Source organism: Pseudomonas sp. PDM10, from assembly GCF_014852295.1.
Taxonomy (GTDB): Bacteria; Pseudomonadota; Gammaproteobacteria; order Pseudomonadales; family Pseudomonadaceae; genus Aquipseudomonas.
The window spans coordinates 430,713-448,412 of record NZ_JACVBJ010000002.1 but is presented as its reverse complement, the minus strand read 5'-3'; the positions used below and the strand labels follow the sequence as shown (position 1 = coordinate 448,412).

The 17,700-nt window shown below is 57.3% G+C and carries 17 protein-coding genes and 2 pseudogenes; 13 read left to right on the top strand and 6 right to left on the bottom strand.

Features of this window, described 5'->3' with window-relative positions; all coding sequences use genetic code 11:
• The first annotated feature begins 31 nt into the window (after positions 1–31).
• From IB252_RS08610 to IB252_RS08585, 6 genes are read left to right on the top strand one after another with little or no spacing between them, the layout of a single operon-like run.
• Complete coding sequence (locus IB252_RS08610) at positions 32–1,195, top strand: acyl-CoA dehydrogenase family protein (RefSeq protein WP_192408190.1); 1,164 nt, start codon at positions 32–34, stop codon at positions 1,193–1,195.
• A 19-nt stretch (positions 1,196–1,214) separates the two neighbouring features.
• Positions 1,215–2,417 (top strand): CaiB/BaiF CoA transferase family protein, encoded by a 1,203-nt coding sequence (locus IB252_RS08605; RefSeq protein ID WP_192408188.1) that lies wholly within the window; start codon positions 1,215–1,217, stop codon positions 2,415–2,417.
• Between the two features lie 37 nt (positions 2,418–2,454).
• Positions 2,455–3,219, top strand: coding sequence for an electron transfer flavoprotein subunit beta/FixA family protein (locus tag IB252_RS08600; RefSeq protein WP_192408186.1), 765 nt, complete (start codon positions 2,455–2,457; stop codon positions 3,217–3,219).
• Positions 3,220–4,149, top strand: coding sequence for an electron transfer flavoprotein subunit alpha/FixB family protein (locus tag IB252_RS08595; protein ID WP_192408184.1), 930 nt, complete (start codon positions 3,220–3,222; stop codon positions 4,147–4,149).
• A gap of 25 nt (positions 4,150–4,174) precedes the next feature.
• Complete coding sequence (locus IB252_RS08590) at positions 4,175–5,017, top strand: MaoC family dehydratase N-terminal domain-containing protein (protein WP_192408183.1); 843 nt, start codon at positions 4,175–4,177, stop codon at positions 5,015–5,017.
• Positions 5,014–5,829 carry an HpcH/HpaI aldolase/citrate lyase family protein gene (locus IB252_RS08585; protein ID WP_192408181.1) on the top strand — a complete coding sequence of 272 codons (816 nt, stop codon included), beginning with the start codon at positions 5,014–5,016 and terminating at the stop codon, positions 5,827–5,829. Before IB252_RS08590 ends, IB252_RS08585 begins: the two co-directional genes overlap by 4 nt.
• An 84-nt stretch (positions 5,830–5,913) precedes the next feature.
• Here IB252_RS08585 and IB252_RS08580 read toward each other — a convergent pair whose 3' ends face one another.
• Entirely contained in the window at positions 5,914–6,345 is a 432-nt protein-coding gene (locus IB252_RS08580; RefSeq protein ID WP_192408179.1) for a general stress protein, read from the bottom strand.
• A gap of 264 nt (positions 6,346–6,609) precedes the next feature.
• Here IB252_RS08580 and IB252_RS08575 point away from each other — a divergent pair, with 264 nt between their 5' ends.
• Together IB252_RS08575 and IB252_RS08570 are read left to right on the top strand one after the other, a co-directional pair.
• Positions 6,610–7,167 carry an ATP-dependent Clp protease proteolytic subunit gene (locus tag IB252_RS08575; protein ID WP_111449600.1) on the top strand — a complete coding sequence of 186 codons (558 nt, stop codon included), beginning with the start codon at positions 6,610–6,612 and terminating at the stop codon, positions 7,165–7,167.
• A gap of 398 nt (positions 7,168–7,565) precedes the next feature.
• Complete coding sequence (locus IB252_RS08570) at positions 7,566–7,814, top strand: DUF6555 family protein (protein WP_192408177.1); 249 nt, start codon at positions 7,566–7,568, stop codon at positions 7,812–7,814.
• Positions 7,815–7,999: 185 nt separating this feature from the next.
• Here IB252_RS08570 and IB252_RS08565 read toward each other — a convergent pair.
• From IB252_RS08565 to gabP, 3 genes and pseudogenes are all read right to left on the bottom strand, one after another.
• Positions 8,000–8,293: pseudogene (locus IB252_RS08565) on the bottom strand (PLP-dependent transferase); the annotation flags it as partial.
• Between the two features lie 216 nt (positions 8,294–8,509).
• The gene (locus IB252_RS08560; protein WP_192408175.1) at positions 8,510–9,601 is read right to left on the bottom strand and encodes a GlxA family transcriptional regulator; all 1,092 of its coding nucleotides are present in this window, start codon (positions 9,599–9,601) and stop codon (positions 8,510–8,512) included.
• Between the two features lie 113 nt (positions 9,602–9,714).
• Positions 9,715–11,121 carry a GABA permease gene (gene gabP, locus IB252_RS08555; protein ID WP_192408174.1) on the bottom strand — a complete coding sequence of 469 codons (1,407 nt, stop codon included), beginning with the start codon at positions 11,119–11,121 and terminating at the stop codon, positions 9,715–9,717.
• Positions 11,122–11,539: 418 nt separating this feature from the next.
• Here gabP and IB252_RS30545 point away from each other — a divergent pair.
• Both IB252_RS30545 and IB252_RS08550 read left to right on the top strand, forming a co-directional pair.
• Positions 11,540–11,806 (top strand): annotated as a pseudogene (locus IB252_RS30545) (PAS domain-containing protein); the annotation flags it as partial.
• A 234-nt stretch (positions 11,807–12,040) separates the two neighbouring features.
• Positions 12,041–13,105 carry a methyl-accepting chemotaxis protein gene (locus IB252_RS08550; protein WP_411740189.1) on the top strand — a complete coding sequence of 355 codons (1,065 nt, stop codon included), beginning with the start codon at positions 12,041–12,043 and terminating at the stop codon, positions 13,103–13,105.
• Between the two features lie 119 nt (positions 13,106–13,224).
• On the opposite strand, the gene IB252_RS08545 is transcribed toward IB252_RS08550, so the two are convergent.
• Complete coding sequence (locus IB252_RS08545; RefSeq protein WP_192408170.1) at positions 13,225–13,989, bottom strand: SDR family NAD(P)-dependent oxidoreductase; 765 nt, start codon at positions 13,987–13,989, stop codon at positions 13,225–13,227.
• 215 nt (positions 13,990–14,204) lie between these two features.
• Between IB252_RS08545 and IB252_RS08540 the strand changes: the two genes are divergently transcribed.
• Positions 14,205–15,149, top strand: a complete 945-nt coding sequence (locus IB252_RS08540; protein ID WP_192408168.1) for a helix-turn-helix domain-containing protein — start codon at positions 14,205–14,207, stop codon at positions 15,147–15,149.
• A gap of 56 nt (positions 15,150–15,205) precedes the next feature.
• Here the strand turns inward: IB252_RS08540 and IB252_RS08535 are convergent, their stop codons facing one another.
• Positions 15,206–16,114, bottom strand: a complete 909-nt coding sequence (locus IB252_RS08535) for a LysR family transcriptional regulator (RefSeq protein WP_192408166.1) — start codon at positions 16,112–16,114, stop codon at positions 15,206–15,208.
• 144 nt (positions 16,115–16,258) lie between these two features.
• Between IB252_RS08535 and IB252_RS08530 the strand changes: the two genes are divergently transcribed.
• Both IB252_RS08530 and IB252_RS08525 read left to right on the top strand, forming a co-directional pair.
• Positions 16,259–16,828, top strand: a complete 570-nt coding sequence (locus IB252_RS08530; RefSeq protein ID WP_111449633.1) for an NADPH-dependent FMN reductase — start codon at positions 16,259–16,261, stop codon at positions 16,826–16,828.
• Between the two features lie 130 nt (positions 16,829–16,958).
• Positions 16,959–17,696 (top strand): SDR family oxidoreductase, encoded by a 738-nt coding sequence (locus tag IB252_RS08525; protein WP_192408164.1) that lies wholly within the window; start codon positions 16,959–16,961, stop codon positions 17,694–17,696.
• The last annotated feature ends 4 nt before the right edge of the window (positions 17,697–17,700 follow it).

Here is a 17,700-nt window from a genome sequence, read left to right as displayed (position 1 = left end):
TGCCGTGCGTGACACGTTGAGGAGAATAATAATGACCGACCGCAACTCTGAAGAACTCAATGCCATCCGCGAGGGCGTACGCGCTCTGTGCGCTGAATTCGATGCCGCTTACTGGCGCAAAGTCGACGAAGAAAAAGGCTTTCCGGAAACCTTCGTCAAGGCGCTGACCGACGCTGGTTGGCTGGCCGCTATGATTCCTGTCGAATATGGCGGCTCCGGCCTTGGGCTGGCTGAGGCCTCGGTAATCCTGGAAGAAGTGAACCGCTGCGGCGGTAACTCCGGCACCGTTCACGGGCAGATGTACAACATGTTCACCCTGTTGCGTCACGGCAGCGAGGCGCAAAAAAGCTATTACCTGCCGAAGATCGCCGCTGGCGAACTACGCCTGCAATCGATGGGCGTCACCGAGCCCACTACCGGTACCGACACCACAAAGATAAAGACCACCGCCGTGCGCAAAGGTGACAAGTACGTGATCAACGGGCAGAAGGTGTGGATCTCGCGCGTTCAGCATTCCGACCTGATGATCCTGCTGGCGCGGACCACGCCGTTGGCGGACGTGAAGAAAAAATCCGAAGGCATGTCGATCTTCCTCGTCGATCTGCGCGAGGCCATCGGCAACGGTATGACCGTGCAGCCGATCGCCAACATGGTCAATCACGAAGCCAACGAGTTGTTCTTCGACAACCTGGAAATCCCCGCTGACAGTTTGATCGGTGAGGAAGGCAAAGGCTTCCGCTACATCCTCGATGGACTGAATGCCGAACGCACCCTGATCGCCGCCGAATGCATCGGTGACGGTCGCTGGTTTATCGAAAAGGCCTGCGCCTATGCTCGCGACCGCGTGGTGTTTGGGCGCCCGATCGGGCAGAACCAGGGTGTGCAATTCCCCATCGCTGAAGCGCACATCGAAATCGAAGCCGCCGACCTGATGCGCTGGCGCGCTTGCGAAGAATACGACAGCGGCCTCAACGCCGGGGCCAGCGCCAACATGGCCAAGTACCTGGCGGCCAAGGCGTCCTGGGAGGCCGCCAATGCTTGCCTGCAAACCCACGGCGGATTTGGCTTTGCCTGCGAATACGACGTCGAGCGCAAATTCCGTGAAACCCGTCTGTATCAGGTAGCGCCCATCTCCACCAACCTGATCCTGTCGTACGTCGCCGAACACTTGCTCGAGCTGCCGCGCTCTTTCTAAAAACAAGAGAGAAACAATCATGAGCCAGCCCAACGGCCTCCGTCCGCTCGATGGCATTACCGTCGTCAGCCTGGAGCATGCCATTGCAGCACCCTTCTGCACCCGACAACTGGCCGACCTTGGCGCCCGCGTGATCAAGGTCGAGCGTCCCGGCACAGGCGACTTCGCCAGAGGCTACGACCAACGCGTCAACGGCCTGGCCTCGCACTTCGTCTGGACCAATCGATCGAAAGAAAGCCTGACCCTCGACTTGAAGCAGGATTCGGCCACCGAGGTACTGGACAGTTTGCTGGCCACTGCCGATGTACTCGTGCAGAACCTGGCGCCCGGTGCGGCCGCGCGAATGGGACTGTCATTTGAGGCGTTGCATCAGCGCTTTCCGCGCCTGATTGTCTGTGACATTTCAGGCTATGGCATCGGTGGTCCCTATGAAAAGAAGAAAGCCTACGACCTATTGATCCAAAGTGAGGGCGGATTCCTGTCCGTCACCGGCGGCCCGGGCGAGGACGAGATGGCCAAGGCCGGATGTTCGATCGCTGACATCGCGGCCGGCATGTATGCCTACACCGGGATTCTGTCTGCACTGCTGTTGCGTGGACGCACCGGCGAAGGCAGCCACCTCGATGTGTCGATGCTGGAAAGCCTGGTTGAGTGGATGAACTACCCGATGTACTACGCCTACGACGGCGCGCCCCCGCCACCTCGTGCCGGCGCCGCACACGCCACCATTTACCCCTACGGTCCTTTCCCCATTGGGGACGGCACCACCGTAATGCTGGGTTTGCAGAACGAACGTGAATGGCAGCTGTTTTGCGACAAGGTGCTCCTTATGCCGGAACTGGCCAAAGACGAGCGTTTTTCTGCCAACTTCAAGCGGGTGGAAAACCGTCAAGCGCTGCGACAACTCATCGTTGATTCGTTCTCCACACTCAACTTCGATGCTGTGTTTGATCGGCTGGAACATGCGCAGATAGCCAACGCGAAGGTCAACGACATGCAAGGGGTTTGGGACCATCCACAACTTCAGGCCCGTGATCGCTGGCGGGAAGTCGAGACCTCTGCCGGCATCGTTCCGAGCCTGATACCACCAGGCAGCAATAGCGCGTTCGAGCCGCGTATGGATGCCGTGCCGGGCCTGGGCCAACACACCGAACAGGTACTCAAGGAATTGGGGCTGGGGACGGAGCGCATTGAAGAAATGCGTGCCGCCGGGGCCATCTGACTGCAACGAACAACTATTTTCGAGTGAACACTGCCCCATGAAGATCCTGGTAGCTGTGAAACGCGTTGTGGATTACAACGTCAAGGTTCGTGTCAAGGCGGACAATTCCGGCGTCGACCTCGCCAACGTCAAGATGTCGATGAACCCGTTCTGCGAAATCGCAGTGGAAGAAGCCGTACGCCTGAAAGAACTCTCGATAAAAGAGGGGCGTGTTGCGACTGAAATCGTCGTCGTCTCCATCGGCCCGTCCACCGCTCAAGAGCAACTGCGCACCGCGCTGGCTCTGGGTGCCGACCGCGCCATCCTCGTCGAATCCGCTGAAGACCTGACTTCGCTGGCCGTTGCCAAGCTGCTCAAGGCTGTTGTCGACAAGGAACAGCCTCAGCTGGTGATCCTTGGCAAACAAGCCATCGACAGCGACAACAACCAGACTGGCCAGATGCTCGCGGCATTGAGCGGCTACGGTCAGGGCACGTTCGCGTCCAAAGTCGAAATCAGCGGCGACAACGTTGCCGTGACTCGTGAAGTCGACGGCGGCGCGCAGACGGTTTCCCTGAAACTGCCGGCCATCGTCACCACCGACCTGCGTTTGAACGAGCCGCGTTACGCGTCCCTGCCAAACATCATGAAAGCCAAGAAGAAGCCTCTCGAAGTGCTGACTCCGGACGCTTTGGGCGTTTCCACCGCCTCCACCAACAAGACCGTGAAAGTCGAAGCGCCAGCTGCACGCAGCGCGGGTATCAAGGTCAAGTCGGTGGCTGAACTGGTTGAAAAACTCAAGAACGAAGCGAAGGTAATCTAAATGACTATCTTGGTTATTGCTGAACACGACAACAAAGTGCTGGCCCCGGCCACGCTGAACACCGTGGCGGCCGCCGTTAAAATCGGTGGTGACATCCACGTTCTGGTGGCAGGCCAAGGCGCTGGTGCCGTGGCTGAAGCTGCGGCGAAAATCGCTGGCGTGAGCAAAGTCCTGTCGGCTGACAATGCTGCCTACGCGCATCAGCTACCGGAAAACGTTGCTCCTCTGGTTGCCGAATTGGGCAAGGGCTACAGCCACATCCTGGCTGCCGCCACTTCCAATGGCAAAAACATCCTGCCGCGCGTTGCTGCGCAGCTGGACGTTGACCAGATCTCCGAGATCATCTCGGTCGAAAGCGCTGACACTTTCAAGCGCCCGATCTACGCCGGTAACGCCATCGCCACCGTTCAATCGAACGCTGCGGTCAAAGTGATCACCGTGCGTGCTACCGGTTTCGATCCGGTTGCCGCTGAAGGTGGTTCGGCTTCGGTTGAAGCCGTTGGCGCTGCTCACGATGCGGGTATTTCCAGCTTCGTCGGCGAAGAACTGGCCAAGTCCGATCGTCCGGAACTGACCGCTGCCAAGATCGTCGTTTCCGGCGGTCGCGGCATGCAGAACGGCGACAACTTCAAACACCTGTACGCCCTGGCTGACAAGCTGGGCGCTGCCGTCGGCGCTTCCCGCGCTGCGGTCGACGCAGGTTTCGTACCTAACGATATGCAGGTCGGTCAGACCGGCAAGATCGTGGCGCCACAGCTGTACATCGCCGTCGGTATCTCCGGTGCGATCCAGCACCTGGCCGGCATGAAAGACTCCAAAGTGATCGTGGCGATCAACAAGGACGAAGAAGCGCCGATCTTCCAGGTGGCCGATTACGGCCTGGTGGCGGACCTGTTTGACGCGATACCTGAACTGGCCGCCCTGGCCTGATCACCGACCGACAGGAGCGAAACTTATGAGCAATATCGATTTTTCAGCGTGGGTCGGACGTCGTCAGGAAAGCCAGGACCGAATCAGCTTCAACCTGGTTAAACGCATTGCCGCTACGTTGAGCGAAGTGGCGCCGCAACCTGGCGAACCACTGCCGCCGCTGTGGCATTGGGCATTCTTTCAAGAACCGGTTGCGGCCAGCGAACTGGGCCCGGATGGTCATCCCGCGCTCGGCGGCTTCCTGCCACCGGCCCACAACCGCAATCGCATGTGGGCTGGCAGCCGAATTGAGTTCTACCAGCCTCTGAAAGTAGAGGCTGAGGTGACCTGTGTATCGACCATTCTCAATGTCGAAGAGAAGCACGGTCGGACCGGGTCGTTGCTGTTTGTCACAGTACGCCATGAGTATTTCCAGGACGGCCAACGCGCCCTGCAAGATGAACAGGACATCGTCTACCGCGAACCCTCCCCGCCCAAACTGAGCGGAACCGAAGCGATTCCTGAAGGCCAATGGCAAGAACAGGTCGAACCCTCCCCGACCCTGCTGTTCCGCTATTCCGCGGTCACCTTCAATGGCCACCGGATTCACTACGATTGGCCTTACGTCACAGAGACCGAAGGCTATCCGGGGTTGGTGGTGCATGGTCCGTTGATCGCCACACTCAACTTGCGTGCTTTTACCAGGGCGCACCCGACCGCACGATTGGAGCGCTTCACCTTCCGTGGACTCCGACCGCTGATTTCCCCCCAGCCTTTCGAGGTCGGCGGACGATTGATCGACAGCCGCAAGGCGCAGGTATGGGCTGGCAATCAGGACGGCACCGCACAAATCGGTGAAATCGAATTCAGCGAGGGAGAAACACCATGAGCGCATCGATCGTTCGCTCCGCCCTGTTTGTGCCGGCCACTCGTCCAGAGCGCATCCCCAAAGCCATCGCCACCGGCGCGGACCGGGTCATTGTCGACCTGGAAGATGCCGTGCAAGAAAACTTCAAGCAACAGGCCAGGAATAACCTGGAGCGCTTCTTGAGTGAAAACCCTGATGCACAGATTCTGGTTCGGGTGAATGCCCCGGATCACTGGTCGCACGCTGCGGATCTGGAGCTTTGCCGACGCCATGCCGGCGTAACCGCAATTTTGCTGCCCAAAGCAGAAAGCGCAGCGCAAGTGTCCATCGCGGGCGGCACCGGCAAACCTATCTGGCCGATCATCGAAAGCGCCAAAGGCCTGGCGGCACTCAGCTCGATTGCCCGCGCCCAAGGCGTTGAGCGCTTGTCGTTCGGCAGCCTCGATCTGGGCCTGGACCTGAACCTGACCACCGGCAGTCCTGCCGCCGAAGAGATCCTCAGTCACGCCCGCTATGCCGTGTTGCTGTGGACGCGTGTGGCTGGCCTGGCCCCAGCGCTGGACGGGGTTTTCCCCTCAATTGCGGACACCGCGGGCTTGCAAAATGCCGTTCAGTTTGCCCGCGACATGGGCTTTGGTGGCGCGCTGTGCATCCATCCGAGCCAAGTGGCGATCATTCATCAAGCGTTAAAGCCCAGCAATGAAGAGCTGCAGTGGGCACAGCGCATCATGGAAGCCGCGAGCTCAGGTGACGGCGTTTTTGTGTTGGATGGGCAAATGGTCGATGCGCCAGTCATTGGTCGTGCGCACTCCATTCTGGCGCGCGCGATCTAACTCCGACAGCTCATCTGCTGCGTACACCCGGAAGTAAAAATCAAGCCCCGAAAAAACGCGGGGCTTGATGTGAGTCACACCTCATCAGAATTTACGTCCGCTTCCAGGGCCTTGTTCACCTCCTTTGCGCCCTGCTTCTGAGGCTTTATCTCTGTCGTCGGCAAAGTTACCGCCGCGACCACTTCCCTGGCCGCCGCTGGTCGAGCGATCCGCATCGGTGGATTGCCGACCGCCCGAAGCCTGGCCACCTTTCTGGCCTGACTGCGAGGTTTTGTCGCTGTCGTCGGTAAAGCTGCCTCCGCGTCCTGCGCCCTGACCACCGCCGGACATACGGTCAGCATCTTTTGACTGCTGTCCGCCTGAAGCCATGCCACCTTTTTGGCCAGCCTCAGAAGCCCGTTGTGGATCGTTGGCAAAATTACCGCTTGATGCCTCCCCGCCTTTCTTGCCGGCTTCTGAGGCTTTGTCCCGGTCTTTGCCAAAGTTTCCGGGGTTGTTGTTTCCAGTGTTAGCCATTTTTGTTCACCTCTTTCTCAAGGACGAGCGCGTGTGCTCGCCTTCAATTACGAGGTCATCAAAAATCGAAAGTTTGAACGAAAATGCTCCTCTCGGGACGGGCGGAATGGACAAGATAGTTCCCGAAAAATCTGTCCTGAGCGACTGGCGGCACAGTCACCGCCGATCACCCTGCGATTGGATTATTTTTCAAAAGAGTTCAGATTTTTACTAGGTTATAAAGGCTTTTGAATCCCGCGAACGTCGTGCATGGGAGGTCAGTCGATGACCGAACACATCGTCCATTTTCACTGCCAGATCGATCAGGGAACGACCGAACGCTTCAGGGATTGTTGTCTTGAAGCCATCGATCAAGGTGCCACGTCGCTGCTGTTGAACCTGTCCACGTGTGGTGGCAGCACCAATTTCGGCTTCACGCTCTATACCTTCCTGAAGTCATTGCCGGTGCCGCTGTGCGCGATTAATGCGGGCAACATCGAATCGATGGGCATTATCATGTTTTTAGCAGCAAGCCGACGCATCACGTCGCCGCATGCGCGCTTCCTGATTCACCCCATGAACTGGTACTTCAGTCAAAAATCGGTCGACCATCAACGCTTGCGCGAATACCTGTCGAGCCTCGACAACGACCTCGCCCGCTATGTACAGATTTTCAACCTCGAAACCGCTGAAGCAGAAACCAAACTCGATATTTTCCATTGCCTTTCAGCGGAAGAAAAAGTCATCGCAGCCCACGAATCCCTGGCCTACGGCATCGCTCATGAGATGCAGCAGATGGTCTTCGCTGACGATGTCAAACACTGGAAAGTCAGCGGTGGTTGAGGTCAGCGCGCTCAGTCAAGCCACCCCGATCCGTGTAGCAGCTGCGTTGTGGCGAGGGGATTTATCCCCGTTCGGCTGCGCAGCAGTCGTGAATTCAGACAACACGGTGCATCAGATAGATCGTGCGTTCAGGTTTTACGACTGCTTCGCAGCCGAACGGGGATAAATCCCCTCGCCACAACGCAGCTGCTACAGGGTAGGCATCGCTATTGATCACAAGGCTATTGCGACGTTTCCATCAGCAACTTGCGAGTAGGTTGTTCCATGGCGTAGGCGACCAGTAATCGGCGCTGCACGGAAAAAAATACCCGATTCAAACGCTTCAGAGGGGCTGCCAAACACTTTGAATTTTTCTTGACGCGCTCACTCCTTTGTCTATGAACATAAGGAGGGGTCTCATGAACCGCACCGATCTCTTCATCATCGAGTACAAGCTCCATGGAGAGCCGAGGTCCTTCATCATCAGGGCAAAGACAATGTGCAATGCGGATGCCTGGCATTGGGCGAGTTGTGATGCCGGATTGGCACCTATTCCCAGACCCGGGAAACCGCCGCTTAAAGTCGTATCCAAACCCCAGGCTGAACGGCACGGCGTCACTGATGTGAAATGGCGCGAGTCCGCAGCGCTGGATTGGACGGATATTTAGTCTTTATGAACGGTCAGCGGTCATCGCGATGACCGTAATAAGAACAGATAAAAAAACGGGAGGTCAGTTCAGACCTCCTGTCTTTCATTCGACCTTTTACGAAGTGCCTAATCCTCGAGATAGATCGGCAGGCGAATCGGATGCTGGACGGCGCTCGCCATCCGGTCTGATTTGCGTGCCCGAATGATTGCGGCCATCCCGGTACTGAACGCGACAGCCGACTCTGCGCTTTCAAGCTCGCAGAGTTTGTCTTCCAGGACAGAGACCGTAGGGTTGCTCATGCGGCTGTAAATGAAGCCCGGTTCTTTACCCAATGCCACGTCATACCATTCATCAATGTCTTGGTAACCGTAGGCGGCACTGACTACGATGGGAGTTTGGGTAGCGTTGTAGGGATGCTGAACCTGCTCCCCTCCCCAAACCACTCGCGTCCCCAAACCAGCCCCCTGGCTATGGCCGGGTTTTGTCTTGTCATCCATAAATCTATCTCGCATCGATGAAACACAGATGTGTTCCGATTGGGCTTGCGATGACTATAGGGAAGGCTTGAGCGTGTGAAAAATCATGTTATCTGGGGCTAAGGGGTGGTTTTTTTAATGGATGATCGATATGAAAGAGTTTTTGAAGGGGTCGCCAGATACAGTCGCGCCACGCGGAATCGGCGGTCCCGAAGTCGAAAAGATCACCCCGATTGTTCAGGATTTCAAAATCTTGATACTTGCGAAGGTTGACTCATCACGTGCCTGATCCAGCAAGCTCATCGGCCTTGCCAATGGCAATGCCTGCGCAATCGATCTTGCTGTCACTAGCGGTTGCGTTTCCGCTACCAAGCGCTCGTCGCTGGGTGGAATGCCGAAACACTCGCGATAGCACTTGGAAAAATGGGGGGTGGACACAAAGCCACACACCACCGACAACTCTACGATGGAGATCGGCGTTTGCTTGAGCAACTGACGTGCGCGAATCAGGCGCAGTTTGAGGTAATACCGCGAAGGCGAGGAATGTAGGTATTTCTGGAACAACCGCTCAAGCTGTCGACGTGACAAGCCGACATAATTTGCCAGCTCGTCCAGATCAATCGGTTCTTCCAGATTGGCCTCCATCAAGGCGACGACTTCCTGCAACTTTGGTTGATGGGTACCGAGCATGTGCTTGAGGGGCACTCGTTGGTGATCCTGCTCGTTGCGGATTCGCTCGTAGACGAACATTTCGGAGATGGCCGCTGATAGCTCATGACCGTGATCGCGACTGATCAGGTGCAGCATCATGTCCATTGGCGCGGTTCCACCAGAGCTGGTGAAGCGATCTCGGTCGAGGGTGAATAAACTGGAGCTGAGGTTCACTAGCGGGAAAGCTTCCTGCATGGCGGCCAGAAATTCCCAGTGCACACTGCAATCAAAGCCATCGAGCAGGCCCGCCTTGGCCAAGGCCCAACTGCCAGTGCACACGCCTCCGATCCGCTTCGAACGTCGCGCCAGGGCTCGCAACCAGGTTACGTGCTCCCGGGTCACAGCGCTTTGAATGCCAATGCCACCGCAGACGATCACGGTATCAAGCATCGGTGCGTTAATGATCGAGGTGTCCGGAGTGATCGGCATGCCGTCGCTTGCCCAGACCTGCTCCCCCGCCAAACTCAAAGTATGCCAACGATAGAGCTCTTGACCAGTCAACTGATTGGCCATTCGTAGAGGCTCTACTGCAGACGCCAGCGAGATCAACGTGAATTGGTCCAGCAGCAAAAAACCAATGGATTGGGGAGGAGCGGCCTTGGAGGTGTCGTATGCCATCGAAGATTATTCTCGCAGTGACGGTAGTGGCCCGTGGCGCAGGCGGCTTTTGCCGCCTCGCCACTGCTCGAGCACTGATGAGGTCGCCAGCAGGTTTACGCTGGAGATGGCTGCTATGCACTTTCCGCCGACACCGCCCGTTGCGGCTGACCATGGTGACGCGTAGTCACAAGGCCGATAAAGGAAATCACCAGCGCCAGGCCGATGGTCGAAGAAACCTCCATACGGTGCTCGGGGGTCACCATCATCACCGCCAACGCAGCGCAGATGAACACGATGACCAACCAGGTGAGCCAGGGAAACAGCCACATCTTGAAGGTTAACGTGACGTTCTGCCGACGCAGAATCTTGCGCATGCGCAATTGCGACACGGCGATAACCAGGTACACCAGCAAGGCGATGGCGCCGGAACTGGCGAGCAGAAACTGGAACAGTCCGGCAGGCATGAAATAGCTGAACAAAGTCACGCCGGCACCCAGTATGGTGCTGGCGATCACCGCAGCTCTCGGCACGCCCGCCGACGACGTCACCTTCAGCGGCTCCGGTGCATCACCGCGCTTGCCCAGCGAGAACAGCATGCGCGAGGAAATATAGATCGAGGAGTTCATGCAACTGGCCACGGCAATCAATACCACCACATCCACCAGTAACTTGGCGTGGGGAATGTTCATCAGTTCCAGCGCTCGCTGGTACGAGCCCACCGACGCCAGCAACGGATCATTCCAGGGCACCACGGAAATGACCACGAAAATGGACAGCAGGTAGAACACCCCAATGCGCCAGATCACCGAACGTGTGGCTTTGGCAATGTTCTGCGCAGGATTGCTGGATTCGGCGGCAGCAATGGTTACCGCTTCTGTACCGATGAAGCTGAACATGATGGTGATGAAAGCACCTACGACCGCTGACAAGCCATTGGGCGCAAACCCGCCATGTTCCTCCATGAGTCGACTCAACCCGCTGGCTTCCCGCTCGGGAATCCAACCCATCAACACCGCAAAACCAAGACCGATAAAGCCGATGATCGCCACGACCTTGGCCATCGCAAACCAGAATTCGAACTCGCCGTATTTGGACACGCTGAACAGGTTGGTCACGACCAACAGGATGATCGACAGCAAGGCAAACAACCAGGTGTCGATCTGCGGGAACCATTGATTCATGACATGCCCGGCTGCGAGCGCCTCGATGGGTATCACCAGCACCCAGAACCACCAATAGAGCCAGCCGATGGTGAAGCCGGCCCAACGCCCGATCGCCTGATCGGCATAGGTTGAGAAAGAACCGGTGTCCGGGTTGGCCACTGCCATTTCGCCCAGCATGCGCATGACCAATACGACCAACAGGCCGGAGCACAGATAAGCCAGCAATACCGCCGGACCGGCAGCAGCGATGGCATGTCCCGACCCAACAAACAAGCCTGCGCCGATAATCCCCGCGATGGAAAGCATGGTGACGTGTCGCGGCTTGAAACCCTGTGCCAACTGACCGTTCGAATCTTTGGAGTTCAGGCTATTCATTGTTTTTTTTTGTTCTCTGGTGATCGACGTTAGCGCGTGCTGACTGAGGGTCAGGCGATCATCATTTCTTCCTGTTGCCCCTTATCGAAAGCGGCGAACCTCAGCGCTTTGGAGCATTCCCCATCAGTCAACGCAACTGCACACTGACATGAAATGACACGCCACCTTACGCGCCCACTCATCCACGCAAGTAGCCTGAGCGCGCCACGTGCGAGTCTGATTTCGACATGCATCAGTGCGTAGGGTCTCTGGCCTTCAAGAAGAGATCCCTCATCCAACCGATAAATTGACCGCCGGAAGTAGACTTTAAGGCCCCACATCTTCTTTTCCGACGTACAACCTGTCCTTTGGGAATTACTTCTTAATCTTTCACTCATTGCTGCCGATGCCTCTAGATTAGGGCATAGGAGCAATACAGATGAGAAACAACCAACCGGTTACGCAGCGCGAGGTTGCCCTTGGACCTCAACAAAAACTCATCTCGACAACGGATGCACGAGGTGTCATCACGTACTGCAATGACGCCTTTGTTGATATCAGCGGTTTCAACAAGTCCGACCTGATCGGCGCGCCTCAAAACATCGTTCGTCACCCCGACGTACCCTCCGCCATCTTTGCCCATATGTGGGGCGCGCTGAAGCAAGGCAAGCCGTGGATGGGCATCGTCAAGAACCGCTCCAAAAACGGCGACCACTACTGGGTCAACGCCTACGTCACGCCGATTTTCGAAGGTCGTGAGGTCGTTGGCTATGAATCGGTCAGGGTCAAGCCGACGGCCGAGCAAATCCGCCGCGCCGAAGCCCTCTATAAACGCATCACTCTTGGAAAATCAGCCGTCCCCGGCAGCGATCAATGGCAACCCGCCCTACTCGCCTGGTTGCCTGTTGTGACGATCGGATTGGTGGGGACGCTGGGCGGCATGTTCCTCAGCGCGCCTGAGGCTTTCATTTTGGCCGTCGGGGTATCGATTCCCATCGGGTTGCTTGTGTCCCGCAGACAAAACCGAGGGGCGCTGCATCTATTGGAAATGGCTGAGGCCTCAACCTCCGACTCGTTGCTGGCCAAAATGTACAGCGATGAACGCGGTCCTCAGGCACGCCTTGAAACGGCATTTGTCAGTCAGGCGTCTCGGCTCAAGACCTGCCTCACTCGGCTGCAAGACACGGCAGAGCAACTGACCAGTCTGGCGGGGAGATCCGATGGCCTCGCCGCCGATAGCTCTCGTGGACTGGACCGCCAACGGGTCGAGACCGAGCAGGTGTCGGCCGCAGTCAATCAAATGGCGGCCACCACGCAGGAGGTCGCCAGCCACGTCCAGCGTACTGCCGACGCCACTCAAGAAGCCAATGTGCTGACCGGACGTGGACGCGAGGTGGCCCGAGACACTCGAGAAGCCATTCAGCGCCTCTCCGTCGTGGTGGGCGAGACAGGGCTGACGGTGGCGCAGTTAGCCAAGGACAGCCATGAAATCGGGACGGTGGTGGATGTCATCAAAGGCATTGCCGATCAGACTAACCTGCTCGCGCTGAACGCAGCCATCGAAGCCGCGCGCGCGGGCGACATGGGTCGAGGCTTCGCGGTCGTCGCTGATGAAGTGCGTCAGCTGGCCCAGCGCACGACTCAGTCCACGATCCAAATCCATAACCTGATTTCCAAGTTGCAGGTCTCATCCAGCAACGCGGTTAAAACCATGGAAAACGGACAGCGACAGGCCGAAGAAGGCGTGGCGTGGGTGCTTGAGGCAGACAAGGCATTAGTCGGTATCAGTGAGGCCGTGGCGAACATCACGGACATGACTACCCAGATTGCCGCTGCGACCGAAGAGCAAACCGCCGTGGCCGAGGAAATCAGTCGCAATATCACGACCATTGCTAATCTGGCGGACCAAACATCTGAACAAGCCAGGCATTCGGCGGAGCTGAGCAAGGAATTAACCCAGACCGCTCAAACCCAGTATTCATTGGTCGAGCGATTTAACCGATAACCCATCAACTTTCTTAAAAAAAGCCCGCTCCTGCGGGCTTTACAGTTCAGGCGCCTGATCAACTACTTTCCAATAAGTTTTGGCAAGGCGCTCAAAACGCTAAATGCCGGGTCAGTTGATCAACCGGCGGTGACGGTCATGCCGCCGTCGGCCATGACCACGGAGCCGACGATGAAGCTCGCGCGGTCCGAGGCGAGAAATGCCACAACTTCGGCGATTTCCTCAGGCTGCGCGGCACGACCGATGGGGGCTGCTTCACCGTGCTGGGCCAAGAAGCCAGGGCCGTCGTCAACCACGTCGTTGAGGATGTTGGTCACCACGTCGCCGACGCCGATAGCATTGACTCGAATGCCATGCTCAATCGCCTCGAGCGCCAGCGTGCGGGTCAACTGGGCCAATGCCCCTTTGGAAGCGGTGTAAGCGGCAATCGTTGGGAATGCGAAATAGGATGCGTAAGAGGCTATGTTGACGATAGCTCCCGATTTGTTGGGCATCATTGCCTTGACCGCTTCGCGGCAATGCAGGAAGGCCGCGGTTACGTTGACCGCCTGGATGCGCTCCCAGTCTGCGCGGGTCATGTCGATGACTAACTTATTGATGATGATCCCGGCGTTGTTGACCAGTATGTCCAGCCGGCCGAACTTCTCGACGGCCAAACCGACTGCGCGCTCGGCGACGCCGTCTTCGGTAATGTCGGCCACCAGTGGCACTAACCCGGGGCGGGCGAGTTCTTCCACGCAAGGATTGCGGTCTTCAGCAATGACCTTGGCGCCACGCGCGTGCAGCAACAATGCGATAGCCTTGCCGATGCCACTGGCGGCGCCGGTGACCAGCGCGACCTTGCCTTCGACTTCGTTGGGAATGCTGTGATTGATCTCAGTCATGGTGCTCTCCTGCCTTGCAAGCCGACGAGATATTCGGCGGCTCAGCGCCTGTGAGGCGCCGTCGTTATCGACGGCTTCACTGTCTCGCAATGGGGAGGGTTGGGCTTTCGCAGGCTTGCCGAAGCTGTCGGAGTTTTGCGCCAACGTTAAAGCGTCTGATGGAAGCCGAGGCTACGGTATTCTATTGACGCCAGCCCCCATCTGAGGGTGTTTCGATGGAGCCTCCTGTGCACCAGCCTGAACATGAAGACCTGACACCGATCGATGCTCAGCGCATCACAGCCGAATCGATGCCGCATCATCTGCCGGGAACACCGCAAGTGTTGCCGCTGCTCACGCAGATGCAGGATGTGATGGTGCAGGTGTTCAGCCATCACAGTATCGTCGAGCCGATACTGGTGCCCGCCGTGGTGGAGCCTCTGCTGGTATTGGTCCTGGCAGGAACGGCCAGGGTCGAGGAACGCTCGCTCGATGGGGCATGGAAAGCCGTCAATGTGCAGGCTGGCGACTTCTTTCTCACCAACACAAGCGAGCCCTATGAGATGCGTTGGCAGACGATGGGGTGCGACACCTTCGAAGTGATGCATCTGTATCTCGGCCTTCCACTGATCGACCAGGCTGTCCGTGACCTTCTGGGCGAGCACACCGTTGCGGTGAACTTCCTCGATATCTCCGGTGCCCAGGATGAGCGGGTAAATTTCATGCTTAATCAGCTGCGCTTCGAGCTGATCGAGGAGCGTAATCCCAGCCTGTTGTTCATACACAGCCTGGCTCAGGCGCTGACCGTTCATCTGATACGCCGTTATCTCGATCCGCACACCACTACCCGGCGCAGCAACGCACTACAAGCGTACAAGCTGCGCCGCGTCATCGATGCGATGAACGAGCACCTGGCCGATGACTTCCGCCTTGCGCATTTGGCTCAAATCGCCGATTTGAGCGAGTATCACTTCAGCCGGATGTTTAAGCGTGCCACGGGGCTGTCGCCATCGCAGTATTTCATCCGCCTGCGCATGAGTCGCGCCCGGCATCTACTGCTTGAGACCGATCGCAGCATTATTGATGTCGGATTGGAAGTTGGTTATGCCATTCCCAGCCATTTCTCCCAGGTTTTTCGTCGCGAGGTGGGTGTCACGCCCAGCGCCTACCGCCAAGCGTGACATGCCCTACAGTTTCTGCGAGGCGCTCGCTCTAATCGAGTATCCCCCCTGCGCGATTAGTGGATCTTGAGGTTTGCCGCCAGAAAGTCCATGAAGGCTCTGACGCGTGTGGGCAACTTTCCTCCTTGCCCTACGTAAACCGCATGCACTTCAGTCTTTGCGATGGGCATGAAGTCCTCTAAAACCGGGAGAAGGCGGCCGTCCGCCAGATCGTGCTCGACCTGGCAAAACCCTACGCGCGCGAGGCCGAGGCCGAGGATTGCAAGTTCCCGTATTCCATTGCCGTCACTGGCCCGTGCGTTACCGGTAACGGACACCGGTGTTAGCTGGCCGTTTGCGCCGACGAAGCTCCACTCCATCATCGGTGGGCTGAAGGTGAACCCCAGACAGTTGTGATCTACAAGATCGGCTGGAGTTTTGGGTATGCCGTGTGCTGCAAGGTAGGCCGGCGATGCCACGATAAGACCTCTCGTCTCGCCCAAACGCCTGGCCACCAGATTGGAGCTTTTGAGCGGTCCGCTGCGGATGGCCACGTCAGCTCGTGCGCTGATCAGGTCGACGACTTCGTCGCTGAGAAAAACCTCCACCGATACTCCAGGGTGGTGTTGCAAGAATGTCTTCAATAGGGGCAGCAGATACAAACGCCCGATATCGACGTTGCAGTTGACCCGCACTACTCCCTGTGGCGCGGAGCTGGCTGCTGCCTCCTGCTCAGCCTCATCGAGCGCCGCCAGGATAGTCAGGCTGCGCTCATAGAACGCGGCCCCTTCAGGCGTGAGCAACTGCCGCCTTGTTGAGCGATTGAGCAAACGCGTTCCCAAGCGGTTTTCCAGCCTTGAGACAAGCTTGCTGACCGCTGATGGGGTCATCGCACAGTTCTTGGCGGCAGCCGTGTAGCCGCCATCTTCAACGACCCTGACGAACACGTTCATTTCAGCGAAGCAGTTTATGTCCAACCGTCTCATATGAATTCAAGTCACAAGTTGTATGCCCCAGAACCGGCTATATCTGCCGCGTTGCCACTCATACTCTAATCCAGAGCCTGAAAGGCGGACGTGAAATTCAGCAAATGACGAGCCACCACTTGGATATCAAGTTTGGAGGGTGAGATGAATAGCGAGATAAAACTGGTCCTGATTCACGGTGCTCAGGATGAAGAAGGACTGAACACTGCACTGCTGAAATGGGTTTCTGATGTTTTAGCGCAACGTGCTGAGTTCGAGCCTTGGTTTATAGAACCTGCCAACCTCATAGCCAAGTCAGACAATGTGGCAGTTATACAGCGACAGGAAAGTCTTCGCCATTTGGCCGAAGCTGATGCATTCCTGATCATTACATCGGAACTGGCCAATGTTTATCACTCCGAGCTGAAAGCATTCATTGAGCAGGTTTCAATTCGCTGGCAGGCAAAACCGGTGGCATTCATCGGCTACGGCGGGGCGTCGGGTGGACGTTGCGCAATTGATCAGCTTCGCCAGGTACTGGCCGGACAGCACGCGGTACCCATCTGCAATTTCGTGTCGTTCCCTAATCCTTGGGCGCTAATCGATGAGGCCGGGGGTATACGTCAGCCTGATCAAGCCAGGCTTCCAATGGCTCGAATGCTGGTACAGCTGAACTGGTGGGCGAGAGCCCTGAAGGCTGCGCGACAACAGATGCCCTATGAACGGGTGAGCTAAGCCTCAGTGCAAAAGCGCCGCCGCAGAAATGGGCAAAGGTTACGCAGTATCCGACTAACAGAAACTTGTTGCCCGTCCCTAACCTTGTTTCCAGACCCGCTTCCTGGGCGAACAGAAGAGGAAACCGATCATGTTGAACATCAAAGACAAAGTCATCGCAATCACCGGCGCAAGCAGCGGTATCGGTGAGGCTACCGCGCGACTGCTGGCTAGCCAAGGCGCGAAAGTAGTGCTTGGCGCTCGTCGTACCGACCGACTGGAAAGGATTGCAGGCGATATCAACGCCGCCTGCGGCAGGGCTGAATTCCGTGCTCTGGACGTCACAGACCGAAAGGATGTCCAGGACTTCATCGACTTCGCCGTTACCCGGTTCGATCGTGTTGATGTGCTGGTGAATAACGCTGGTGTGATGCCTCTTTCCAAACTTGAGGCACTCAAGGTGGATGAGTGGGACCGTATGATTGACGTGAACATTCGCGGAGTGCTGCACGGTATCGCTGCCACGTTGCCGCTGATGCAGCGCCAACGGGCTGGGCAGATCATCAATATTGCCTCTATTGGTGCCTATGCAGTGAGTCCCACTGCGGCCGTTTACTGCGCCACCAAGTACGCTGTCCGGGCCATTTCCGAAGGCCTTCGTCAAGAGGTTGGAGGTGATATTCGGGTTACCGTCATCGCTCCTGGTGTTACTGAGTCCGAGCTAGCCGAGAGCATCTCTGATGAGGGCGGTCGCGCAGAGATGAAAGAGTTTCGCAAGATCGCGATTTCGGCCGACGCCGTAGCAAGAGCAATTGCCTATGCCATTGAACAACCTGCGGATGTGGATGTAAGCGAGCTGATCGTTCGGCCCACGGCGAGCCCTTTCTGACGGA